Here is a 24,204-nt window from a genome sequence, read left to right on the forward strand (position 1 = left end):
GGCTCAGGCGGCCCGGAGCACGAGCACCACTTCGTCGGTCTCGGCGTCGCGGGCCCGGGCGAAGCCCCGGTCATGGCCGGTGGCGACGAAGCCGCACTTCCGCAGGACACGGATCGAGCCGGTGTTGTCGGCGGCCGCACGGGCGTGCAGGGGGCGGGTGGGTTCCAGGCCGAGCAGGGCGCCGAGGGCGGCGGTGGCGATGCCCCGCCCCCAGTGGGCGCGGTCGATCCAGTACGTGACCTCGCGTTCGTCCGGTGGGCCGAAGACCGCGATCGAGCCGACGACCCCGCCGTCGGCGACCACCGTGCGGTTCAGCACCTCGGGGTCGGCGCGGAGCTGCGCCCAGTGCTGGTCGAAGCGCGCCCGGTCGTACTGGTACTCCCCGGTGAAGGCGGCCACCTGCCGGGCCTCGGGATCGGACCAGTGCCGCCAGAAGAACGGCAGGTCGCTGTCGCGTACTTCGCGCAGGGAGATCGCTGTCGCGGTCATACCGTCTCGTCCTCCAGTTCCCGCAGCGGCCACGCCGCGTCCACGACCGCCTCGGGATCGCCCTTGCGGCGGAGGAACGCCTGGAAGTCGGCGGCCCACTCGGCGTACCACTCGATCTGACGGCGGTGCAGCTCGGCCGGGCCGAGGGCGGCGACCTTCGGGTGGCGCTGGGCTATCGCGCGGGCGAGCCGGGCGGCGGCCAGGGCGTCGGCGGAGGCGTCGTGCGCGCTGTCCAGCGCGACGCCGTACTCCCCGCAGACCGCTTCGAGGTTGCGTTTGCCCCGGCGGTACCGGTCGACGGAGCGGTCGATCGTGTACGGGTCGATGACCGGCGCCGGGTCCGTGCCGAGCCGGTCGCGCAGCGACGGCAGGGCGTGCCGGCGCAGTTCGGCGGAGAGCAGGCTCAGGTCGAAGGCCGCGTTGTACGCCACGACCGGGACGCCCGTCCGCCAGTAGGAGACGAGGACGTCGGCGATGGCGTCGGCGACCTGGTCGGCGGGTCTGCCCTCGGCCACCGCGCGGGCGTTGGTGATGCCGTGGACGGCCACCGCCTCCTCCGGGATCTCCACGCCCGGGTCGGCCAGCCATTCCCGGTGTCCGACCCGCTCCCCGTCCCTGACCTCGATCACCGCGCCCGTGACGATACGCGCCTCGCGCGGGTCCGTCCCGGTGGTCTCCAGGTCGAAGCCGATCAGCAGCTGCCGGTGCCAACCCATGCTGGCCCCCCTCCTTGGTGGTGCTTTCCCCCAGTGACCACCACCATCGCACGGGCCACTGACAATCCGAGGGCCGCGTTCCGCCCGGCGCCGCGCCACACCGTCACCGGCCGTGCCACGCCCGCTTCACGCCCGGCTCACGACACCGGTCGCGAGTCCGCCCACGCCACTTCGAACTCCTCCCGGTAGGTGTCGAGAAGCCCGGCTTCGCCGTTCTCGTCGGCTTTGAGGACCCGGCTGCCGCCGCGCAGGACGAGGACCGGGGCCTCCATGCCCCGGGTGCGGCGCAGATACGTCTGGACGACCGCGACCCCGTCCGAGCCGTCGCCGTCCACGAGGTAGGCGGTGAACCGGGGTGTCTCGTCGAAGACCTGGATCTCGAAGGCGCCGGGGTCGCGCAACCGGGAGCGGACCCGGCGCATGTGGAGGATGTTCATCTCGACAGCACGGCTCAGTTCGCCCCGCTTTATGCCCAGTTCGCGCTCGCGCCGCTTGACCGCGCTGGACGCCGGGTTGAGGAAGAGCAGCCGTGCCCGGCAGCCGGACTCGGCGAGCCGTACGAGCCGCCGCCCGGAGAAGTTCTGCACGAGCAGGTTCAGGCCTATGCCGATGGCGTCGAGGCGGCGGGCGCCGCCGAAGAGGTCCTCGGCGGGGAACTGCCGCAGCAGCCGCACCCGGTCGGGGTGGACGCCGACGACGTCCGCGTACCGGTCGCCGACCAGCTCCTCGACCGCATCGACGGGCAACCGGCGGGCGGAGGGCACGTCGCTGCCCGCGCCGAGGATCTCCAGCAGTTTCGCCGAGGCCCGCTCCGCCTGGGCGAGGACGGCCTCGGACAGGGCCCGGTTGCGGGAGACGACGTTGCGGGTGACCTCCAGCTCGTCCAGGGCCAGTTCCACGTCGCGCCGCTCGTCGATGTAGGGCTCGAAGCAGGGCCAGTGCTGGACCATCAGCTCGCGCAACTGGGGCAGGGTCAGGAAGCTCAGGGTGTTGTCGTCGGCGGGGTCGAGGAGATAGCCCTTCCGGCGGCTGACCTCGCGGACCGCGACGGCGCGCTGCACCCACTCCTGTCCGGCGGGGCCGGCGGCGGCGACCACCCAGTCGTCGCCGTGGACGGGCTCGTAGACGGGCCGCAGCACGGCGGCCACCACGGCGCGCAGCCGCTGCTCGACGAGGTTCAGCCAGATGTAGGCGCGGCCCGCCCGCTGGGCGCGGGTGCGCACTTCGAGCCAGGCGTCGGCGTTCCAGTCCAGTTCCGGGCCGATGGAACCCGTCTCCATCGGCCGCGCCAGGGACACCGCGCCGGGCGGGACATCCGTGGAGTTCCCCTCGTGACCCGTGTCGCCCGTGTCACCAGGAGGAAGCTCCAGCCCTCCCGAGCCCACCCGCGCACCGCCTTCCGCTCCCCCGAGCTCGCCCCTACTCAACGATCAAGGAAGGGTACTCCGGTAGCGGATGACGATACAGCCGGATGGGCAGGTCGTTTCCCAACTACCGCATGTGACCGGGTCGTTCCGGCCCGCTGTCGTACCGGAAGTGAGGCGATTCACGGGGGTGGACGGCCGGGGGGCGCGACACCGGTGGCCTCCGGGGCGTCACGAAGTGCCCGTCACGGGGCAGGAGGGACGTATGTCCTAGGAGGTTTTGTCAGTTTGGGGGAGACTCCCCTCGGAGTCGCCCCAGCGGCGCGCGACAACTGGAAGAGTCGTATCCATGCAGGTCTGGCCTGGACAGGCGTACCCCCTCGGTGCCACGTACGACGGCGCCGGTACCAACTTCGCGGTCTTCTCGGAGGCCGCGCATCGAGTCGAGCTGTGTCTGCTGGACGACGACGGCTCCGAGACGGCGGTGGAACTGCGCGAGTCGGACGCGTTCGTGCGGCACGCGTACCTGCCCGGTGTGATGCCGGGACAGCGCTACGGCTTCCGTGTGCACGGTCCGTACGCGCCGGAGCGCGGACTGCGCTCCAACTCCGCGAAGCTGCTTCTCGACCCGTACGCGCGTGCCATCAGCGGCTCCGTCAAGTGGGGGGAGGAGGTGTACGGCTACCGCTTCGGGGCGCCCGAGGAGCGCAACGACCTCGACTCTGCGCCCCACATGATGACGTCCGTCGTGGTGAATCCCTACTTCGACTGGGGCGACGACCGGCGGCCCCGCACCGAGTACCACCACACGGTGATCTACGAGGCCCACGTCAAGGGCCTCACCATGCGCCACCCGGGGCTGCCCGAGGAGCTGCGCGGCACCTACGCGGCGCTGGCGCATCCGGCGATCATCGAGCACCTGACCGCGCTGGGCGTCACGGCGCTGGAGCTGATGCCCGTACACCAGTTCGTGAACGACCACCGGCTGGCCGACATGGGTCTCAGCAACTACTGGGGCTACAACACCATCGGCTTCTTCGCCCCGCACAACGCGTACGCCTCCTGGGGCGACCGGGGGCAGCAGGTGCTGGAGTTCAAGTCGGCGGTGCGGGCGCTGCACGAAGCGGGGATCGAGGTCATCCTCGACGTGGTCTACAACCACACCGCCGAGGGCAACCACCTGGGGCCGACCCTGTCGTTCAAGGGCCTGGACAACCCGTCGTACTACCGGCTCACGGACGACCCGCGCTACTACATGGACACCACGGGCACGGGCAACTCCCTGCTGATGCGGTCCCCGCACGTGCTGCAGCTGATCATGGACTCGCTGCGGTACTGGGTCACCGAGATGCACGTCGACGGGTTCCGCTTCGACCTCGCGGCCACGCTGGCCCGGCAGTTCCACGAGGTGGACCGGCTGTCGTCGTTCTTCGACCTCGTCCAGCAGGACCCGGTGGTCTCCCAGGTGAAGCTGATCGCCGAGCCCTGGGACGTGGGCGAGGGCGGCTACCAGGTGGGGAACTTCCCGCCGCTGTGGACCGAGTGGAACGGCAAGTACCGCGACACCGTGCGGGACCTGTGGCGGGGCGAGCCACGCACCCTCGCGGAGTTCGCTTCCCGGCTGACCGGCTCCTCCGACCTGTACCAGGACGACGGGCGGCGCCCACTGGCCTCCATCAACTTCGTGACCTGCCACGACGGCTTCACGATGCGGGACCTGGTCTCCTACAACGACAAGCACAACGACGCCAACGGCGAGGACAACCGGGACGGGGAGAGCCACAACCGGTCCTGGAACTGCGGGGTCGAGGGCGAGAGCGACGACCCCGGGGTGACCGGGCTGCGGGTCCGCCAGATGCGGAACCTCATCGCGACGCTGATGCTGTCGCAGGGGGTGCCGATGCTCAGCCACGGGGACGAGTTCGCGCGGACGCAGGGCGGCAACAACAACGCCTACTGCCAGGACAACGAGTTGTCGTGGGTGCCGTGGCCGTCGGGCGAGAACGGCGAGGACGGGGCCGGCGACGAGGTCTTCGGGAACCTGCTGGAGTTCACCCGCGCGATGGTGTGGCTGCGCAAGGACCACCCCGTGTTCCGGCGGCGGCGGTTCTTCCACGGACGGCCGGTGGAGGGCACGCACGACGAGCTGTCGGACATCGCCTGGTTCACGCCCGCAGGGCAGGAGATGGTGCAGCGGGACTGGGACTCGGCGCAGGCCGGGGCGCTGACCGTGTTCCTCAACGGGAACGCGATCTCCGAGCCGGGTGCGCGGGGCGAGCGGATCGGTGACGACTCGTTCCTGCTGATGGTGAACGCGTCGGCGGAAGGACTGGAGTTCGTGGTGCCGGTCAACCACGGGCCGCAGTGGCAGCTGATCGTGGACACGGGACGCGAGGACGCGGTTCCGGCGGACGGGCCGAAGGTCGCGGCCGGGGACCGGGTGAGGCTGGTGGACCGGAGCCTGGCCGTGTTCCGCAGGCCCGCCTAGACGACGGGACGGGCCCGGCCCCGGCGCCCTGAGGGCGGCGGGCCGGGCGTCGTCGCGTGTCGATGTGCTCCAAATGTCGTGGGGCGGGTACGTAGGACTGCATGACCTCTGTCGTGCCTGCCGCCACCTACCGCATCCAGCTCCAGCCCGGCTTCCCCTTCGCCGCCGCCTCGGCCGCCGTGCCGTACATCGCCTCCCTCGGCGTCTCCCATCTGCACCTCTCCCCCGTGTTGGAGGCCGTGCCCGGGTCCGCGCACGGGTACGACGTGGTCGACCACGGGCGGGTGCGGGAGGAACTCGGGGGCGAGGAGGGGCTGCGGGCGCTGGCCCGTACCGCCCGGGACCACGGACTCGGTCTGGTCGCGGACATCGTGCCGAACCACATGGCCATGGCCCCGCGGCACAACCGGGCACTGTGGGAGGTGCTGCGGGACGGACCGGAGTCGGTGTACGCGCGGTGGTTCGACATCGACTGGGAGGCCCAGGGCGGCCGGGTGCTGCTGCCGGTGCTCGGCGGGCCGCTCGGCGCGGAGGCCGGGCGGTTCGTGGTGGAGGGGCGGCAGCTGCGCTACTACGACCACGCGTTCCCGCTGCGCGAGGGCACCGAGACGCTGCCGCTGCCCGAGCTGCTGGACGCCCAGTGGTACCGGCCGGTGTGGTGGCGGCTGGCCCGGACGGAGCTGAACTACCGGCGGTTCTTCAGCATCTCGGAGCTGATCGGGGTACGGGTCGAGGACCCGGACGTCTTCGACGCGACCCACGCGAAGATCCTCCGGCTGCTGGAGGAGGGCGTCCTCGACGGGCTGCGCGTCGACCACCCCGACGGATTGGCCGACCCCGGCGCCTATCTGCGGCGGCTGCACGGCGCGACCGGCGGGCGGTGGACCGTCGTCGAGAAGATCCTGGCGGACGGGGAGGCGCTGCCGGCGGCCTGGCCGGTCGCGGGGACCACCGGCTACGACGCGCTGCGGCACGTCGACGGGCTGTTCACGGATCCGGCGGGGGCCGGTGAACTGCTGGGCGCATACCGGCGGTTCACCGACGCGCAGTCGGACCGGGGCGGCGAGTGGGACGCGACGGTCCGGCGGGCCGCGTACCGGGTGCTCACGCACGAGCTGGTCGCCGAGGTGGAACGGCTCACCCGGGCGGCGCACCGCCTGTGCGAGCGCTCCCCCGACCTCTCGCTGCGCGACCAGGCGCCGTGGGCGCTGCGCACCGCGCTGTGCGAGCTGCTCGCGCGGATGGAGGTGTACCGGCCCTACCCTTCCGAGGACGCCTCGCTCGTCGTCACCGAGGAGGCGGCGGCCGAGGCACGTGCGCTGTTCGTGGTGCCCGAGGAGGCCCGGTCGGTGGACGCCGTACGGGATCTGGTGCTGGGCCGGGTCGACGGGGGGCCCGAACACGCGCAGTTCCGGGCACGGTTCGCGCAGACCTCGTCGGCGCTTCGGGCGAAGTCGGTGGAGGACACGGCGTTCTACCGCTATGTGCCGCTGCTGTCGGCGAACGAGGTGGGGGGCGATCCGGGAAGCCCGGCCGTGTCGGCGCGGGACTTCCACGCCTACTGCGCCCGGGTGCAGCGCGACTGGCCGGCGACGGGGACCGCGTTGTCGACGCACGACACCAAGCGCAGCGCGGAGGTGCGGGCGGCCGTCGCGGTGCTCGCCGAGTGCCCCGAGCGGTGGGCCGGCGTCCTGGCGGAGGTGACCCGTGACGGGGCCGGCGCACCGGATCCGCAGCTGGCGTGGGCGGCCTGGCAGACGGCGTTCGGGCTCGGGCCCGCGGACCCGGACCGGCTGCGGGAGGCCCTGCTGAAGCATGTGCGGGAGGCCGGGCTGCACACCTCCTGGACCGAGCAGGACCCGGAGTACGAACAGGCGGTGGCGGACTTCGTCGCACAGGGCCCTTCCGTGGACGCGCGGATCGCCGCGCTGCGCGAGGAACTGGAGCCGTACGCGCGGGCCAACAGCCTCGGCGCGGCCCTGGTGCAGCTGACCATGCCGGGGGTGCCGGACCTCTACCAGGGGACGGAGGGCGAGTACCGGGCGCTGGTGGACCCGGACAACCGCCGGCCCTTCGCGCCGCGGGACGAGGGACCCGACGGCACCGGGACCGACAAGTTCCGGCTCACCTCGGCCGCGCTGCGGCTGCGGGCGCGACGGCCGGAGGTGTTCGGGGACGCGGCCACGTACGTGCCGCTGTCGGCGGACGGACCCCGGGCCGGGCACTGTGTGGCCTTCGCGCGGTCCGGGGAGGTGGTCACGGCGGTGACACGTCTGTCGCTGCGGCTGGCGGAGGCCGGCGGCTGGGGCGACACCCGGCTGACGCTGCCGAAGGGCCGGTGGGCCGAAGTCGTCGGCGAGGGACGGGAGTTCACGGGCCACGTGCAGGTGGCGGACCTCTTCGCGACGCTGCCGGTCGCGCTGCTGGAGCGGGTCGGCGTGTGACGGGCCCGCCGGTCCGGGCGGGGCCGGGCGGGTGACGGAGAACGCCGCCCCGGCCGGGGAGCGGCGGCCCGCGTGGCCGAAAACCGCGAGTGCGCTCGGGCGCCCCTGGGCGCCGCCCCCCATATGGACGGACACTGGGCATATCTCCCACTCGGCCGTGCCGGGTGCGCGGATGCTGATGCCAGGTGGACTGAACGGGGGTGGGTCTGCTGTCGGAGCTCGGTTATCCCACGGTGGCGGAACTGGAGGCGGCGGCACGGTCCCTGGCGGAGCGCCGGCCGGGGCTGTGCGCGCTGCGGCGGATCGGAGTGTCCCGGGCGGGCCGGCCGCTGCGGCTGCTGTCCGTGGGCCACGCGAGACGGGCCGTCCTGGTCGTCGCGGGCGCCCACGCGAACGAACCGACCGGCGGCTCCACGGTGCTGGCACTGGCCGAACGGGTCGCGCGGGAGCGGGAGTTGCGCTCGGGCGTCTCCTGGCACTTCGTGCTCTGCGCGGACCCGGACGGGGCGAGTCTGCACACGACGCCGGCGCCGCGCACGCTCCTCGACTACCACCTGGGGTTCTTCCGTCCGGCCGGTCCCGAGCAACCGGAGTGGTCACCGTCGGTGCTCCCGCCGGACCGGCTGCCGCCCGAGACGCACGCCCTGTTCGGCGTGCTGGACGAGCTGCGGCCCTACCTCCAGGTGACCCTGCACGGCACCGATCTCGGCGGCAGCTGGGTGCAGCTGACGAGGGACGTGCCGGGGCTGGCCGAGCCGTTCGCCAAGTCCGCGGCCGAGCTGGGCATACCGGTGGAGCGGAGCGCCTCGGACGCCGCGGGCTGGCCCGCCTCCGGGCCGGGGGTGTTCGTGATGCCCCGGCCGGGCGGTCACCCCGCCTATCCGAGCATGCCGGACGACGCCCGGCACAGCACCTGGTACCACGCCCACCGGTACGGCGGCCTGACCGCGGTCGTCGAGGTGCCGATGTGGGCGAGCGACCTGGTGGACGACATCGCCCCGCACCCGGCCCCGGCGGCGGCGCTGCGGCATCTGGCGCGCCGGCTCCTCGCGGACGCGGGCCGGGTGGAGCGGGTGCTCGCCGAGGAGCTGCCCCGGCTGCCGGGTCCCGAGGGGCCGTTGCTGCGGGCCGCCCGGTGGGCGCTGGCCCTGGTGCCGGGGCTGGCCCGGGACTGGACGGAAGGGTCGCCGCCCGACCTGTCGACGGCGTACGTGGGCAGCGTGGACGCCTTCGGGCGTCGGCTGCCGTTGCGGGCCGCGGCGATGCTGCGGCGTGTTCTGGTGGACGCCGACGCCCCGGGGGCGCCCCTCCTCGAAGACCTCGTCGCCGAGTGGTGCGAGTCCTTCGCCGACCGGTTCCGCGCGCGGCGGGTGCCGTTGGCCGACCAGGTCGAGCACCAGGTGCGTACGGTGCTGGCGGCCGCGGCCTGTGCGCGGGGGGACGCAGGGTCGTGAGCGCGCCCGCCGGGCGCCCCGCAGGGCCGGGAAGGCGGCGGGAGCGGCGGGGGCGTCAGTCCGCGAGGGCGAACACCGCTCCTGTCCGGGCCGCCATCACGCACGGGTTGGCGAAGGTCTGCTCGTAGGCGACCTGACGGCCGTTCCACCAACCCTCGGCGGTGGCCCGGACGGGGGCGTGGATATGGGTGCAGACGGCGGGCCGGTGGGGGATGCGGGCGATGTTGCCGTCGGACCGGCGGAGGTCGGCGCAGGCCTGGGTGGCGCGGCCGTGGCCCTGGGGCGGGTCGCAGAGGAGCAGGGTGGCGCGGGTGTCGGATGAGCGGGCCTCGCCCCGGGTGAGGGAGACATAGAGCCAGTCGCCCTGGACGGCGGCCGCCCGGCCGGGGGCCGAGGCGGCGACGGTGAGGAGGGCGAGGGCGGCGAGCAGGCCGGCGCGGGCCGCGCGGGTGGGATACGTCATTCCCGGTGCATCGGCACGGCGGGCTCGGAACTCCATCCCGGCTCACCCGAAAGGGAGTCGCCCGCCCGTCCGGCGGCCAGCTCGAACGCGGCGAGGACCACGCGGGCCTGGTACTCCGCCTGGCGGGCGACGGGGATCCAGCGGGCCCGGTAACCGTCGCGGTAGTCGGCGCACCACCGCTCGACGAGCCGGTCCAGTTCGGGCAGCGCGTCCGCCGGGTCGCGCCCGGCGCGGGTCACCAGCTGGTGCAGCAGCCCGGCGGTGCGCAGGGCGACCCGGCGGCCGGAGATGGCGAGGGTGGTGAGCCGGGCGGCGTCGAGCGGGGGCAGCGGCCGGGCGGCGGCGTCGTGGACGTCGGGGTCCCAGGAATCGGCGAGGCCCGGCCCGACCAGGAGGTAGTCGTCGACCGGGGCGAGGAACCGGGCGGCGTCCGGGCCTCCGGTCACCGAGGGTCGGACGCGGCCGAGGATGCCCTCCAGGAGCCGGGTGTCGCGGCGCAGGGCGCGGCTGACGCGGCGCAGGAAGGCGTCGGCGTCGGGCGACGGGGAGGCGTCCTCGACGGCGCTCACGCCCCACATGGGTGCCTCGACGACGGCGGTGACCGTGCCGTAGCGGTGGGGGTGGTACCAGGTCGACTCGACGGCGGCCTCGGTGATGGCGGCGGCGAGGTCGCCCCGGTGCGGGGGCGGGATGCGGTAGACGGCGGGGCCGAGGCGGGGCCAGTACAGGGTGTCGTAGGGGCTCAGCTCGCGCGGGATGCCGAGGCGGGCGGCGGCGCACGCGACGCGCCGGTCCAGGCCGGGCAGGTCGCGGGTCAGTTCGACGAAGCCGCCGCCGACGTCGACGCCGTGCAGCGAGCACTGGAGGAAGGGCCGCAGTTCGTCCTGGAGGTCGAGCAGGGCGCGGGTCTCGGGCATGACGGCGCCGGCGGCACCGTCGGGCAGCCACTCGGGCTGTTCCAGGAAGCCGGGGCGGAAGAAGTGCCGGAAGTGCTGCCCGAGGGTGTACGGGCCGGACAGCCAGCCCTCGTTGCGGCGGGAGCCGTCGGGGTCGAGGCTCAGCAGCAGGTTCCAGGTGGTGTCGGCTGCCTCGCTCAACCGGGGGTCGGCGAGGACCCGTTCGGCCAGCCGCAGGACGGTGGCGCCGCCCACGGGCTCGTTGGCGTGCGGGCCCGCGACGACGAGGACGTGGCGGTCGCCCCGTCCGACGGACAGCAGCCACATCGGGGTGCCGGCCCGTGAGGTGCCCACGCGGCGCAGCCGGGTGCGGTGCGGATGCCGGTCGACGAGCCCGGCGGCGCGGGCGGACAGCTCGTCCACGGTCGGATAGCGGAGGAGTGGCGGCAGGGCACACACCTCCACGAATGTGGTGCCGTCGGTTCACCTGGTGTGCATGGTGTACCCACAGTCAGTCACGGCCGGGAACGTGCGTCAACACCCTGGAAGGCAAGGGAAGTTGACAAATTCGCTGCGTAAATCCCAGGCCAGAGCTTTGCCGTGAGATCGGTCGGAAGGTCATTCCGAGGAGAGCCGGAAGTTCATTCGGCCGAAACTGACCTGATCCCCGTCCCGGACGACGGCCGCGCCGATCACCCGACGGCCGTTGACGGTGGTGCCGTTGGTGGAGCCGAGGTCGCGCAGGATCCACAGGCCGCCCTGGCGGCTCAGCTCGGCGTGCACCCGGGAGACCGTCTCGTGGCTGAGCCGCAGACCGCTGCCGGGATCGCGGCCGATGCGCAGGGAGTGCCCGCTCCCCGGGTGCGGCAGCTGCAGCTTCGGGAGCCGCTCGGCCTGCCAGGCCCGGCGCAGCTTCACGCCGAAGCCGGAGACCGCCCCGACGGTGCCGAGCACCAGCCGGGACCAGCGCTTCTCGACGGGCAGATCGGCGGTGAGCACGGCGAGTTCGTCGGAACGCCGGGCGGTGAGCGCCAGCTCCATCCGCCGGATGAACGTGTCGTGGGACAGGCGGCCCAGTGCGACGCCGTCACGGAGCGCCCTCAGCGCGCGGTCGCGCTCGGCGTCCGACAGCCGCGCGGGATACGTGTGGAACTCGAAGGACGACGTCACGCGTGTGATTGTCGGTCAGGGGGACCGGAGGTGTCCAGACAGGCCGGAAACGGTGACCATCCCCGGACACATGTCCGGCGGGTGGTGCGACTCACGGGGCGAAAGCGGCGATCCGACCGCGCGGAGATCCCGATTGGCGCACGATGGAGGCGAGCGGTTCGGGGACGTGGGGTCACGTCCCGGAGCGGCTCGGCCCCTGACTACCCACGACGACCGGCAGCCGAGGGAGAACCGTTCCGTGCAGTTCGAGGTGTGGGCACCGCAGGCCGACCGTTCGACGCTCCACCGCGCGGGCGCGACCCACGCGATGGAGCGCGATCCGGGGCGGCCGGGGTGGTGGACCGTGGAGGCGGAGGCGTCGGACGGCACGCGCTACGGCTTCGCCGTCGACGACGGCCCGGTCCTGCCCGATCCGCGCTCGCGCCGACAGCCGGACGGCCCCGACGGTCTGAGCGCGGTCGTCGACCACGGGCGGTACGCGTGGCGCGCCGCGTGGCCCGGGCGCGGGCTGCCGGGCGCGGTCCTGTACGAGCTGCACATCGGCACGTACACCTCCGAGGGCACCCTGGACGCGGCCGCCGGACGGCTCGCGCATCTGGTCGAACTGGGCGTCACACACGTGGAGTTGATGCCCGTGTGCCCGTTCCCTGGGACGCACGGCTGGGGCTACGAGGGCGTCTCTCTCTGGGCCGTGCACGAGCCGTACGGCGGCCCCGAGGCGCTGAAGCGGTTCGTGGACACGGCGCACGAACTGGGCCTCGGCGTCGTGCTCGACGTCGTGCACAACCACCTCGGCCCCTCCGGCAACTACCTGCCCGCCTTCGGCCCCTACTTCACCGAGCGGCACCACACGCCCTGGGGCGCGGCGGTCAACCTGGACGCGCCCGGCTCGGACGAGGTGCGGGCGTACTTCCTGGAGAGCGCGCTCGCCTGGCTGCGCGACTACCGCCTCGACGGACTGCGCCTGGACGCGGTGCACGCGCTCAGGGACACCCGCGCCCTGCACTTCCTGGAGGAGCTGTCGACGGCCGTCGACGCGCTCGCCGTCCAGGTGGACCGGCCGCTGTTCCTGATCGCCGAGTCGGACCTGAACGACCCGCGCCTGGTCACCCCGCGCTCGCGCGGCGGGCTCGGTCTGCACGCCCAGTGGAACGACGACTTCCACCACACCCTGCACACCACCCTGACCGGTGAGTCGCAGGGCTACTACGAGGACTTCGCGCGGGCCGGCCTGGCAGGCCTGGCGAAGACCCTGACGGGCGGCTACTTCCACGACGGCACGTACTCGTCCTTCCGGGAGCGTCACCACGGCCGCCCCCTGGACCGTACGAGCCTGTCCGCGCACCGGCTGCTGGGCTACACCCAGACCCACGACCAGGTCGGCAACCGCGCCCAGGGCGACCGTCTGGCCGCGACCCTCTCCCCCGGCCTGCTGGCCTGCGCGGCCGCGCTCGTCCTCGCGGGCCCCTTCACCCCGATGCTCTTCATGGGTGAGGAGTGGGCCGCGTCCACCCCCTGGCAGTTCTTCACGGACCACACCGACCCGGACCTCGCGCAGGCGGTCCGGCGCGGCCGGCGCCGGGAGTTCGCGGCGCACGGGTGGGCCGAGGAGGACGTCCCCGACCCCCAGGACCCCGCGACCCGCGACCGCTCCTGCCTCGACTGGTCCGAACCGGCCCGCGAGCCGCACGCCCGGATGCTGGCCTGGTACCGCACCCTCATCACCCTGCGCCGCACCTTCCCCGACCTCTCCGACCCCGACCTCTCCGACGTCAAGGTCGCCCACGACGAGGAGGCGCGGTGGTTCGGCTTCCGGCGGGGTGACGTGTGCGTGGCGCTGAACCTGGGCAAGGAGACCGCCTCGATCCCGGTCGGGGTGCCGCACGCCCGGGTGCTGGCGTCCTGGGATCCGGTGCCGGCGCCGGGCGCGGACGGGGTGCTGACACTGGGCGGGGAGTCGTGCGTGGTCCTGACGGTGGCGTGAGCCGGGGGCGGTGGCCGGGAGGAGCCTCTCGGTCCGCGCCCGTGCCTGGCGTCCTCGTCCGGGCCCCTCAGTCCTCGCCCCGCAGATCCGTCACCCGCTCCAGCAGGATCGCCTCCCAGGTGCGTCGCACGCGGTGCCGCAGGGCCGGGAGCGCGGCCGGGGCCGGGCCCCGCAGGCCCTCCGCGAGAGCGATGACCGTGTCGCAGCGGGCCAGCCAGAGACCGCGCAGACAGGGGCGGGCGCCGTACCCCGCGAGGGTGGCCGCGCGGACTGCGGCCGGGGAACCCACGGCCGTGGCGAGACCGGCGATGTCCTCGGCGGGGTCACCGACGACCGTGCCGGTCCAGTCGAGGACCCCGCGGACCCGGCCTTCCGCGCTCACCACGAGATGGTCGTCCGTGAGCCCGTGGTGGACCAGCACCGCCCCCGGCGCCGTCAGCTGCCCGGCGCTCCCGGACGTCAGCTGCCCGAGCCGCCCGGCGTCGAACTCGTCGGCGTCGGCGAGGACCCGCGCCGCCCGCCCGGCCGCCGCCCGCAGGGTCTCCAGCGAGCGCGGGGCGAGCCGCGGCACCCCGAGCACCTCGGCCTGCCGGGCCGGCACCTCGCGCAGCCCCGTCAGGAGGGCCGCCAGATCGGCCTCGCCCAGCGCGGACACGTCGTGGTCCTGCGCCGTACCGCCCGGCAGCCTGGTGTCGAGCGTGTAGGTGAGCCCGCCGGACCACTCCCCGTGCGCGACGCTCACCGGGACGGCCACGCCGATGTGCGGACGCACCAGGTCCCGCAGCCGCAGCTCTCGCTTCTGGCGTACGACGGCGTGCCGGTCGGTCGTCAGGCGCAGCACATGGCGGGTGCCGACCCACCAGGTGCGGTGGGAGTCGTCCCCGGCGACGGGCCGTACGTCAGGGCCGTCGCCGCTCCGGCCGGCCCCGTTCCGCAGCAGGGAACGGACCAGCAGGCGGACGCTGTCCGCGGTGGGTGTCGGTGGCTGGGTCATGGTCGCGCCGTCGTCCGGGGGCTCAGAGCAGCGAGGGTACGCGGTGGGTCACTGGACCACCGCCATCTCGCGCGTGGTGTTGTTGAGGCGTCGCCCGCCGTCCTCGGTCACCGTCACGATGTCCTCGATCCGGACTCCGAAACGGCCGGGCAGATAGATCCCGGGTTCGACCGAGAAGCACATGCCGGGCACGAGGGGAAGCTCCTCCCCCTCGATCATGTACGGCGGCTCGTGGGTGGTGACGCCGATGCCGTGCCCGGTGCGGTGGACGAAGCGGTCGCCGTACCCGGCGTCGGTGATGACGGCGCGGGCGGCCCGGTCGACGTCCTGGCAGGCCGCACCGGGCCGTACCGCGCGGAACCCGGCCTCCTGGGCGGCCCGCACCACGTCGTGCACCTCGCGCTCCTCGGCGGCCGGCTCGCCGACGTGGACGGTCCGGGAGGTGTCGGAGCCGTAGCCGTCCTTGAGGCCGCCGAAGTCGAGGACGACCATGTCGCCGTCGCGGATGACACGGTCCCCGGCCTCATGGTGCGGGTTGGCGCCGTTCGGGCCCGAGGCGACGATGGTGAAGTCGACCTGGGAGTGCCCGAACCGGCGCAGCAGCGCGGCGAGGTCCGCGGCGACCTCGGCCTCCCGGCGTCCGGCGAAGGACACCTGCCGGATCTCCTCGTAGGCCCGGTCGGCGGCCACGCCCGCCGCCGCCATCCGCCGTAGCTCGGCCGCGTCCTTCACCGCCCGCAGCATCGGCAGGGCCTCGGTGAGGGCCGTGAACGCCGCCCCGGGCAGCCGTCGCCGCAGGCCGAGCAGGTGCAGTGCCCAGGTGTTGTCGCTGACGCCGAAACGGCCGCCCGGGCCGAGGACGGAGAGGGCCGCCTCGTAGGGGTCCTTGCCGTCGGTCCAGTCGTGGAGCGTGAGCGCGGGGCCGCCGGGTGCTTCGGCGGCGTCCGGGGCCTCCAGCGTGGGGACCACCAGCACGGGGTCCTCGCCGTCGCGCAGTACGAGCATCGTCAGTCGCTCGGTCTCCGGCGGCCGGTGCCCGGTCAGCCACACCAGGTCCGGGCCGGGCGCGATCAGCAGCCCGTCGAGCCCGGCGTCCGCGGCGGCCCGTGCCGCGCGCCGCATCCGGGCCCGGTGGTCGTCGGCGGTGAAGGGCGGCAGCGGCGCCCCGGTGGTGACGGGCGCGGGCGGGCCTTCGGAGCCACGGGGCGCGGTGGCGTCCCCCTCGCCGGATGTGCCGCTCATCCTTGCCTCCGTCCGCTCGGAGCCGCCCTGGGCCTACGGGCAGCATCCTGCCCTTCCGCCGCGGCGCACGCGAGCCCATTGCGGCACGACACCGGCCGGCGCGGACCCCCGGTTGCCGTGCGGCCCCGGCGCGGGCCTCCGCGGCACGGGCTCCCCGGCGCGCGCCGGGCCCCACGGGCCCCGGACCCCTCGTCCCGGACGGCGGTGCCGGTCAGGTGGCCACCGCCGGTACGGCCACCAGGTACTGCCGGGTGCCGTTCGCGTGGCGTACGGCGAGTCGGAGCGCCGTGCCGGGGCGGGCGGCGGCGATCGCCCGCGCGAGGTCCGCCGCCGTACCGGTCCTGGTGCCGCCCAGGGACAGGACGACGTCGCCGCGGACCAGGCCCGCGCTGTACCCGGCGCCGGGCACATGGACACCGGCCACCAGCGCGCCCCGGCCGCGGGCGTCCCCGGGGGCGTCGACGACGTCGATCCCGAGGAGGGGGCGCACGGCCGCAGGAGGACTCGGGGAGAGCGGACTCCCCGGTGCCCGAGCGGACGTGGGCGCCCCCGGCAGGGGCCGGCCGCCGTCGGGCCGGGCGGTGGCCCCCGGCGCGGCCTCCCGCGCCTGGACGAGCCGGCCCATGCCGGTCACCGTCGCCCCCATCATGCCGAGCCCCACGCCCGACAGGATGAGGATCACGCAGGTGACCAGGGCGAACAGCACAGTGCTCAGTCGTTGCCCGGCACTGCGTGGTGCGGCGTGCGGGCGCCGGGGGGTGCCCGACGGACGGTCCTCACCGGACTCCCGGCCCGGCATGGGTTTGGGTCTCAACGCGGTCTGTTCCATGGTGTCGCCACCTCCGGCCGGACACCTACCCGGGCCGTCACGGCCCGACGAGCCACGAAAGAGTGAGACTGACACCCGGCCTCGGCCCCCCGGGCCCGGCGTGGCCCGGGGGGCCTCAGCCCGTGCGCACCGGCGTGAAGGGCAGCGCCGGCGGCCGGTCCGGGACGAAGTTGTGGGCCCGGCGGGCCAGGAACTCCGGCTTGTAACGGTCCACCTCGCGGTGCCAGTTGAGGATGCCGGCCATCCAGTTCTGCAGGTCGGCCACATAGCCGCCCATGATGGCGCGGGCCTCCCGCGACAGCCGGAAGTCGTCGTAGACGACGGGGAGTTCATGAGCGACGACATGCTCGAACTGCCGCATCCGCTGGGTCATCAGATCGTGGATCACACCGAGCGCGGCCGGATAGTCGCAGCCGAAGAAGTTCTGCACGACGAGGATCGCGTTGTGCACCTCGCCCTCGTACTCGATCTCCTTCTGGTACGAGAACACGTCGTTGATGAGGCACCCGTAGTCGATGGCCGCGTTCTCCAGCGAGCGGACGGGGCCGCTGCGGTACACCTCGGGCGGGATCTGCGGGCCGTGGCCCATCCGGCACATGCTGAGGGTGAGGTCGGAGCCGAAGGTGGCGCGCCGCATCTCCAGGTAGTCCACCGGGTCGGGGACGCGGTTCTGGATCTGGTTGAACACCTCCCACACCCAGCTCTCGGTCATCTTGTCGACCGACTCCTTCAGCCCGCGCCGCTCGTCGGGGGTCATGCCCCCCGTCGTCCGCGTCCAGAGGTCGATGAGGCCCCGTTCCATGGCGTTCGCCGGGACGGGGACCCGTTCACCGTCGACGGGCATGCAGTCGGAGAGCCGGGCCGTGGTCAGGCGGGCAGCGGCCAGGTCGCGGCGGTGGCCGAAGACCAGGGGGTAGTAGTCGTCGCCGTAGGTGCCCCAGGCCAGCCAGTGGGAGCTGAGGTCGAGCTGCTCGGGGGTGGCGTCCGGGTCGAGGCCGGCCGCGCAGAGCGGCAGGTCGGCGGCGGCGAGCCGCTCCTCGTCCCAGACGCCCTCGCCGAGGATGCCCGTCGCGTGCGCCCAGGCGGTGAGGCGGGGCCGGGCACCGTCCAGGTGGGGGCAGAGTTCGACCCGGAACGGCATGTGGAAGTCGGGCAGGCGCGAGGGGCCGACCTGCTGGTACGGCCGGTGCGTGTGGGCCCGCAGCCGCTGCGCGGCGGCGGTCGCGAGCAGCGCGCCCACGTCCGCGGCGGAGGTGCCGTGCCCGGCCCGGGTGAGCAGGGCGGGGCCGGAGAGGACCGCGCCGCCCAGGTCGAGGGGGCCGCGCGCGGACGTGGCGCCCTCGTTCATGTAGCGGCTGGAGCGCATGTGCCACTCGTGGCCGCCGGACTGCCAGTCCTGCAGCCCCTTCGTGTAGGCCGCGACGGCGGCGACCTCGACCGGGGTGAGGCCCTTCTCCACGGCGATCGCGGGGACCTCGGTGAGCGCGGTGTTCTCGAACTGGTGCAGCCGTGAGGTGAGGATGTCGTTGACGGTCTCGGCGGCCTGCTGGGTGCCGCAGCCGAAGAAGGTCTCCAGGACGAGCACGCCGTTGCTGTTCTCGCCCTCCTCCTCGACCTCCCGCTGGTAGGAGAACAGGTCGTTGCGCAGGTGGACGGCGTCGGAGAACGTCTCCATCAGGACCCTCAGCGGCCTCGTGTCCGCGACGGACGCCGGCACCTCCGCGGTCGCGAACTCGACGAGGCCGGCCGACCAGGGCGCACCGCCGACCTTGCGGCGCATCTCGATGTACTCGACCGGGTTGGCGATCCGGCCCTCGTTGATGTTGGACAGCTCCCACATCGACTCGTTGAGCAGGTGCTCGGTCGCCACGGCGAAGCGGCGGCGCCAGTCCATCGACATCGACGGCACCGTACGGGCCCAGAGGTCGGCGAGGCCCGCCTCCACCGGGTTCCGCGGCTCGGGCACGGGGGTGGAGAGGTCCAGCGGCATGAACAGCGGCAGCCGGTCGAGGTGGGCCTTGCCGCCGGGGCGGTCCTGGGAGCGCTTGTAGAGCTCCAGGAAGTGGTCGTCGAAGAAGAACACCCACACGTACCAGTCGGTGATGAGCGAGAGCGCCGGCCCGTCGCAGTCGGGGTGGGTGTACGCGCACAGCAGTCCGTAGTCGTGCGCGTCCAGGTCCGCCCGGTCCCATACGCCGGAGCCCTCCAGCATGCCCATCTCCTGCGCCCATTCGGCGGAGTGGGCACGGGCCTCTTCGAGGTGGGGGTTCAGCCGCGCGGGGTACGGCAGATAGAAGTGCGGGAGTGCGAACGGCTGCGTCATGGCCGGGCCCTACCCGTGGCCCCCGGCGGGCATCCGGCCGGGGGCACATGATCACACCATCGCGTGAACCTGGGGGCTTCTCGCCCCTGGACGAGCGAGGTCGCGCCCCGCTCCTCGCGCCGGCCGCCCCGTGCGTCAGACCCTGAGCTGGATCAGGGCCCTCGTCCCGCTGGTGCGCCAGCGCTGCCCCTCGGCGGTCACGAGGGCGGTCTCCGTCTCAGGGGTCAGGCCCGTGATGACGTCCGACTTGAGGGTACGCAGGGCGGCCACGGGGGCGGGGAAGTAGGAGGTCACCTCGGTGAAGGGGGTGGTGGGGGGCCAGAGGCGGTCGCCCACCAGGCGGCGGTAGTTGAGGTCGCCCTTCATCAGGGTCACGTCGGCGGCGGCGAACTCCGCGCGCAGGTCTGCCGGCATGTCCGCGTAGGGCAGCGGGGCGCACGAGAAGGGGTGGGTGCGCAGGGTCAGGCGGCCTTCGGCGAGGGCGGTGTGGAGTCGGTGCCCCGCGTCGGTCTGCGCCGCGACCAGGTGGTGCACCGCGTCGAGGGTGTCGGCGGTGGTGGCGTCCGAGACGAAGTACGGGTACGGCTTCAGGTGCAGGACGGCACGGGCGAAGTGGCCGTGGGCGAGGAGGTGGTCGACGAGGAGGAGGTCGGGGATCAGTTCCCGGCCCGCGTTGTCGGCGACCAGACACAGGGTGCGTCCGGCTGCGGAGTGGCCGCCGGCCGTCAGCAGGGAGAGGAGGGGGTCGGTGTCGTCCGCCACCAGCGGGGACGAGGTGGCCGACTCGCCGTCCTTCTCGGACTGGAGCCGGAAGCCCAGGTCCGCCCGGTTGCCCCAGAGGGAGCCGTGCAGGAGGGCCATGAGCTGGTCCGGGAGGGGCCGCTGCGCCAGGGGGCCGAGGGCGGTGAGTTCGGCGGCCGCCTCGGGAGTGTCCAGTTCGGCGAGCTTGAAGGGGCGGAACGGGTCGACGCCCTGCCAGGGACCGGGGCCGAAGTAGCCCACGGCACGCAGGAGTTGACGGTAGAAACAGCTCTCGGCGACGAGGAAGGGGAGGGTGAACCAGGAGCGGCCCGCGTGACGGCGTACGTCCCAGGTGTCCCACCAGCCGTCGTCCGGGGGTGGTGCGACGGTGCCGTGCAGGGTGTTGTGCAGCAACTCCTCCAGGGCGCGACGCTGTTCGGGGCCGTAGGGGGTGGCGTCGCGGACCTTGCGGAGGAGGGCCGGGTGGCGTTCGGCGAGGACGCTGTGCGGGAAGGAGTCCGGGTCGTCGACGTGGACGACGGGGGCGTCAGGCATGGTCGTGGGCGCCCCTCGGGTCGACGGGACCGGCCGGGCCGGTGGGCGTCCGGGGCGGGAGTTCCACCGTGGCCAGCCGCGCTTCCACGTACCGGTCGAAGCCGGCCTCGGTCCAGACGAACTTGCGGAACTGGTCCGTCGTCAGCGGAACCGGCCAGGGGCTGCCGCCGGGGTAGAAGACGCAGTCGCAGGAGGCGCAGTGGTGGGCGGGCCGCCACAGTTCCTCGGCGCGGGGACCGCCCGCCGTGACGACGGCGCGTTCGCGGGCTTCGCCGCGGATCACCCAGAGGGTGCCGGCGAAGAGGAGGACGGCGAGGACCGCACCGCCCGCCGTGTAGAGGGGTTTGTCGTTCTGCACGCCGCTGTGGGCGAGACCCGCGCCGATGCCGGCGAGGACCATGCCCTCCAGGAAGTGCGTGAAGCTGTCGAGTCTCGAATGCGCGCCCGGAGCCTTCGCGAGCCGGTCGGAGAGGCCGGAGCGACGGGAGTCGGGATCGGCGCAGGCGTCGGGGACCGTGCGCACCGACGGCCCCGAGGCCCCGCAGCGGGGACAGGTCACCGCGGACGGGACGGGGGCGGGCGCCTCGGGCTTCTCTGTCGGCATACGCATACGCTAACGCCCGGCGTGCAGGGGCCGGCGGCCGGCCGATGCCCGCTCGCATCGGTCGGCCGCCGGCAGTGGGGGGTGGCGGTCCTGCGGTCCGGCCGTCCGGCCGGGGGTTCGGCCCGGGGGCCGAGGATCAGAAGGTCAGCTTCCAGTTGTTGAGGCGGCCGGTGTCGGAGGCCGCGACGTCCTGGACGCGCAGCTTCCACGTGCCGTTGGCGACCTCGCTGGAGGCGTTCACCGAGTAGGTGGTGACCAGGTTGTCGGCGGAGTCCGAGCTGGAGGCCTTGAGACGGTAGGTCGAGCCGTCGGGGGCCACCAGGTCCAGGACCAGGTCACCGCGGTAGGTGTGGGTGATGTCCACGCCGACCTGGAGCGCCGAGGGGGCGTTGCCGGTGCGGCCGGTGACGGCGATCGAGGACTCGACCGCGGCGCCGTTGTCCGGGATGGACACAGGCGTGGTGTTGGTGAAGGTGGTGCCCCCCGTGGAGCCTCCACCGGTCACCGCCTGCACCGTCTTGGCCGCGTCGGCGAGGCCCGCGCCGCAGCCGCCCGAGCAGGTGCCCGGCAGAGCACGCGAGTTGGTCTTGATCGCGGACTCGATCTGGGCCGGGGTCAGCGCGGAGTTCGCCGACTTCACCAGCGCGGCGAGGCCCGCGATGTGCGGGGCGGCCATGCTGGTGCCCTGGTAGTAGTCGTACGACTCGCTGCCGGGGGTCGAGCCGCCCGCGTTCAGCGTGGACAGGATGCCGCCGGACTCGACGGTGCGGGTCTCGCCGCCGGGGGCCGCGATGTCGACGACCGAACCGAAGTTGGAGTAGTACGAGCGGGAGCCGGCGCGGTTGGTGGCCGCGACCGAGATCACGTTGTTGCAGCTGGCCGGCGAGTAGTTGGCCGCGTTGGCGTTGCTGTTGCCCGCCGCGACGACGACGGTGGTGCCGCGGTTCACGGCGGCGTTGATCGCGGTCTGGGTCGCGGAGGTGCAGGCACCGCCACCGCCGAGGCTCATGTTGATGACCTTGGCGACGTTGGTGTTGGCGGGCACGCCGGAGACGGTGCCGCCGGACGCCCAGGTGATGGCGTCGATGATGTCGGAGTCGTAGCCGCCGCACTTGCCGAGGACCCGCAGCGGGGAGACCTTGGCGCCGTAGGCGACACCGGCGACACCCTTGCTGTTGTTGGTGACGGCGGCGATGGTGCCGGCCACGTGGGTGCCGTGCCAGGAGGAGGTGCTGGCCGGGTCGCCCGCGGCGCACTCGTTGGCGGCGGTCCAGTCCCCCGGGTCGGCCGGGTTGCTGTCACGGCCGTTGCCGTCGTTGGCGACCGTGGTGTCGGCGATGAAGTCGTAGCCGCCGACGATGTTCGCGGCGAGGTCCGAGTGGGCGACGTAACCGGTGTCGATGACGGCGACCGTCACTCCGGTGCCGGTGACCTTGTCCCAGGCGCCCGGCACGTTCATGCCGGCGGTGGCCTCGTAGAGGTCCCACTGCTTGCTGTACTCGGTGTCGTTGGGGGTGGCCAGCGCCTTGTTCAGGCGGTCCGGGGCGACATAGGCGACCTGCGGGTCGGCCTGGTACTCGGCGATGACATCGGCGACGTCCGCCTTGGTGACGTCCTCGCCCAGGTCGACGAGGGCCGCGCCGCTGCCGAGCCGGCGCTGGAAGTCGAGGCTCTCGCCGGCCTCCTTGCCCTTGGCCGCGGCGTCGGCGTCGGCGGCCTTGTTCGACGTGGCCTCGGCGGCGCCGGACTTGTATCCGACGATAAGGCGCTCGGCGGTGGCGCCGGGCGCGGCCTCGGTGGCACCGGCGACGGCGGGGGCGGCGTCGGCCTTGGCGGAGGGGGCCTGGGCGACGGCGACGGAGGAGGTCATGCCGGCGACCAGGGCGACGGAGACCGCGGCGACGGATATGAGCTTCCGTCCGGTGAGACGAGAGGTGGAGGTTCGCAAGGGCTTCGCCTTTCGTGGCCTGCTCATGTCAGGGGAGGAGCGGCAGTGAAACGCTTCGTCATCGAAGCGGCGGGGGGTCCAGAAAGGGATGGCGCAGAAAGCCGGCCAAGCGCGAGCCGTCCACCAGGGGTTACCTATGGTTCGGCTGTGCGATGACAGTAGGCAAAGCCCTGGTCATGGGGATACGGGGAAAACCCTCGACCCCTCGGGAACTCCCCTATGTGACAGGGCAGTCGGGTCCCGATGTGCCGCTTCGCCGGGTTTGCCGAGGCGTCGACGCCCCTCTGCGCCTGGCTGGATCCGGCCGTTCGAACAGCGTCGCGGCGTTGAACGCGGTACCCCCGGGTCCCGTACGACACCCTGGACCGTCAGCCCCTCGACCCTCACGGATCGGACGTTTCGGATGTACCGCTTGTCCGCCCACCGCACCCGCGCCCACGCCCACGCCCACGCCCACCACGGAACCGCCCCCCGGGCCACCGGCCGCCGGGCCGCGGTTCCGACGGCCGCCGCCGTGGTCGTGGCCCCGCTGCTCCTCGCCGTGGGCGCCGCCGGCCCGGCCTGGGCGCACGGCGCGCCTACGGATCCGGTGAGCCGGGTCTCGGCGTGCTCGCCCGAGGGTGACGCACAGGGCTCGGCGGCGTGCAGGGCGGCGGTCGCCGCGAACGGCGGCCCCTTCACCGCGTGGGACAACATGCGGATCGCCGGGGTGAACGGGCGGGACCGGGAGGTCGTCCCGGACGGGCAGCTGTGCAGCGGCGGGCTCGCGCCCTACAAGGGGCTCGACCTGGCCCGCGCCGACTGGCCCTCGACCCGCCTCTCCCCCGGCAGCACACTGAACCTGACCTACCGGTCGACGATTCCGCACACCGGGACCTTCAAGCTGTTCCTGACGAAACCGGGGTACGACCCCACGAAACCGCTGACCTGGTCCGATCTGCCCGAGCAGCCGTTCGCCTCGGTCACGGACCCGCCGCTGCGGGACGGCTCGTACCGGTTCTCGGCGAAGCTGCCGGCGGACCGGTCCGGGCGCCATGTGCTGTACACGATCTGGCAGAACACGAGCACGGTCGACACGTACTACTCGTGCTCGGACGTGGTGTTCCCGAAGGTGAAGCCGGCCGGCTCGGGCACGGACGGCGCGAACAGCACGGACGGCACGGACGGCACGGACGGCGGAGGTTCGGAGGAGGCGCCCGGCGCACGCGAGAAGGCCGGGGCACAGAAGCCGGACGCCGCGACGTCCGGGCCCGCCACGACGGCGCCCGCGCGGGACACGGCGGCGCCGGGCACCGACGCCGGCCCACCGGCCGCCGACCCCGGCACTCCCGTCGCCTCCACGACGGACGAGAGCGGCACCTCCGTGCCGCTGGTGGCGGGCGGCGCCACGGCCGTGGTACTCGCCGTGGGGCCCGGCCTGTTCCTCCGCGGACGCAGGCACCGCTCTCGCGTCGACGACTGTCCGGCCGTACGGGGCGGTCGTGTCGGTTTGCCGCCCCC

18 protein-coding genes are annotated in these 24,204 nt (G+C 73.6%); 5 read left to right on the top strand and 13 right to left on the bottom strand.

From position 1 onward, the window contains the following. Window positions 1-3: 3 nt before the first annotated feature. The 3 genes from ACFU5F_RS21015 to ACFU5F_RS21025 form a co-directional block, all read right to left on the bottom strand. Entirely contained in the window at window positions 4-489 is a 486-nt protein-coding gene (locus tag ACFU5F_RS21015) for a GNAT family N-acetyltransferase (RefSeq protein ID WP_383889319.1), read from the bottom strand. Beyond that, on the bottom strand, window positions 486-1,205 hold the full coding sequence (locus tag ACFU5F_RS21020; RefSeq protein ID WP_383889322.1) for a 3'-5' exonuclease: 720 nt from the start codon (window positions 1,203-1,205) through the stop codon (window positions 486-488). Before ACFU5F_RS21020 ends, ACFU5F_RS21015 begins: the two co-directional genes overlap by 4 nt. 137 nt (window positions 1,206-1,342) lie before the next feature. Continuing rightward, window positions 1,343-2,590 (bottom strand): SAV2148 family HEPN domain-containing protein, encoded by a 1,248-nt coding sequence (locus tag ACFU5F_RS21025; RefSeq protein WP_318811548.1) that lies wholly within the window; start codon window positions 2,588-2,590, stop codon window positions 1,343-1,345. 328 nt (window positions 2,591-2,918) lie between these two features. On the opposite strand from ACFU5F_RS21025, the gene glgX reads away from it, so the two are divergent. The 3 genes from glgX to ACFU5F_RS21040 all read left to right on the top strand — a co-directional run bounded on the left by glgX (window position 2,919) and on the right by ACFU5F_RS21040 (window position 8,955). Next, window positions 2,919-5,057, top strand: coding sequence for a glycogen debranching protein GlgX (glgX, locus tag ACFU5F_RS21030; RefSeq protein WP_383889324.1), 2,139 nt, complete (start codon window positions 2,919-2,921; stop codon window positions 5,055-5,057). Window positions 5,058-5,158: 101 nt separating this feature from the next. Then, window positions 5,159-7,501 (top strand): malto-oligosyltrehalose synthase, encoded by a 2,343-nt coding sequence (gene treY, locus ACFU5F_RS21035; protein WP_383889327.1) that lies wholly within the window; start codon window positions 5,159-5,161, stop codon window positions 7,499-7,501. A gap of 200 nt (window positions 7,502-7,701) precedes the next feature. Next, the gene (locus tag ACFU5F_RS21040; protein ID WP_383889329.1) at window positions 7,702-8,955 is read left to right on the top strand and encodes a M14 family zinc carboxypeptidase; all 1,254 of its coding nucleotides are present in this window, start codon (window positions 7,702-7,704) and stop codon (window positions 8,953-8,955) included. 55 nt (window positions 8,956-9,010) lie between these two features. On the opposite strand, the gene ACFU5F_RS21045 is transcribed toward ACFU5F_RS21040, so the two are convergent. The 3 genes from ACFU5F_RS21045 to ACFU5F_RS21055 form a co-directional block, all read right to left on the bottom strand. Next, on the bottom strand, window positions 9,011-9,418 hold the full coding sequence (locus ACFU5F_RS21045) for an SSI family serine proteinase inhibitor (RefSeq protein WP_383889332.1): 408 nt from the start codon (window positions 9,416-9,418) through the stop codon (window positions 9,011-9,013). Then, window positions 9,415-10,779 (bottom strand): M14 family zinc carboxypeptidase, encoded by a 1,365-nt coding sequence (locus tag ACFU5F_RS21050; RefSeq protein ID WP_383889335.1) that lies wholly within the window; start codon window positions 10,777-10,779, stop codon window positions 9,415-9,417. Before ACFU5F_RS21050 ends, ACFU5F_RS21045 begins: the two co-directional genes overlap by 4 nt. Before the next feature lie 153 nt (window positions 10,780-10,932). Then, window positions 10,933-11,484 carry an FHA domain-containing protein gene (locus ACFU5F_RS21055; protein WP_383889338.1) on the bottom strand — a complete coding sequence of 184 codons (552 nt, stop codon included), beginning with the start codon at window positions 11,482-11,484 and terminating at the stop codon, window positions 10,933-10,935. A 238-nt stretch (window positions 11,485-11,722) separates the two neighbouring features. Here ACFU5F_RS21055 and treZ point away from each other — a divergent pair, with 238 nt between their 5' ends. Further along, window positions 11,723-13,468 (top strand): malto-oligosyltrehalose trehalohydrolase, encoded by a 1,746-nt coding sequence (gene treZ, locus ACFU5F_RS21060; RefSeq protein ID WP_383889341.1) that lies wholly within the window; start codon window positions 11,723-11,725, stop codon window positions 13,466-13,468. Between the two features lie 67 nt (window positions 13,469-13,535). Here treZ and ACFU5F_RS21065 read toward each other — a convergent pair whose 3' ends face one another. From ACFU5F_RS21065 to ACFU5F_RS21095, 7 genes are all read right to left on the bottom strand, one after another. Next, window positions 13,536-14,462, bottom strand: a complete 927-nt coding sequence (locus ACFU5F_RS21065; RefSeq protein ID WP_383889343.1) for an aminoglycoside phosphotransferase family protein — start codon at window positions 14,460-14,462, stop codon at window positions 13,536-13,538. A gap of 48 nt (window positions 14,463-14,510) precedes the next feature. Further along, window positions 14,511-15,584 (bottom strand): M24 family metallopeptidase, encoded by a 1,074-nt coding sequence (locus ACFU5F_RS21070; protein WP_383889368.1) that lies wholly within the window; start codon window positions 15,582-15,584, stop codon window positions 14,511-14,513. A gap of 331 nt (window positions 15,585-15,915) precedes the next feature. Next, window positions 15,916-16,533 (bottom strand): PDZ domain-containing protein, encoded by a 618-nt coding sequence (locus ACFU5F_RS21075; RefSeq protein ID WP_383889345.1) that lies wholly within the window; start codon window positions 16,531-16,533, stop codon window positions 15,916-15,918. Between the two features lie 115 nt (window positions 16,534-16,648). Then, window positions 16,649-18,856, bottom strand: a complete 2,208-nt coding sequence (gene cyc2, locus ACFU5F_RS21080) for a germacradienol/geosmin synthase Cyc2 (protein WP_383889348.1) — start codon at window positions 18,854-18,856, stop codon at window positions 16,649-16,651. Between the two features lie 135 nt (window positions 18,857-18,991). Next, window positions 18,992-20,152, bottom strand: a complete 1,161-nt coding sequence (locus ACFU5F_RS21085) for a damage-control phosphatase ARMT1 family protein (protein ID WP_383889350.1) — start codon at window positions 20,150-20,152, stop codon at window positions 18,992-18,994. Further along, complete coding sequence (locus tag ACFU5F_RS21090; RefSeq protein ID WP_383889353.1) at window positions 20,145-20,756, bottom strand: hypothetical protein; 612 nt, start codon at window positions 20,754-20,756, stop codon at window positions 20,145-20,147. Before ACFU5F_RS21090 ends, ACFU5F_RS21085 begins: the two co-directional genes overlap by 8 nt. Window positions 20,757-20,892: 136 nt before the next feature. Next, on the bottom strand, window positions 20,893-22,704 hold the full coding sequence (locus tag ACFU5F_RS21095) for a S8 family serine peptidase (protein ID WP_383889356.1): 1,812 nt from the start codon (window positions 22,702-22,704) through the stop codon (window positions 20,893-20,895). A 403-nt stretch (window positions 22,705-23,107) separates the two neighbouring features. Between ACFU5F_RS21095 and ACFU5F_RS21100 the strand changes: the two genes are divergently transcribed. After that, the coding region (locus ACFU5F_RS21100) for a lytic polysaccharide monooxygenase (RefSeq protein ID WP_383889359.1) at window positions 23,108-24,204 on the top strand (1,097 nt) is incomplete at its 3' end.

The organism is Streptomyces sp. NPDC057438 (assembly GCF_042802995.1).
Classification (GTDB): domain Bacteria; phylum Actinomycetota; class Actinomycetes; order Streptomycetales; family Streptomycetaceae; genus Streptomyces.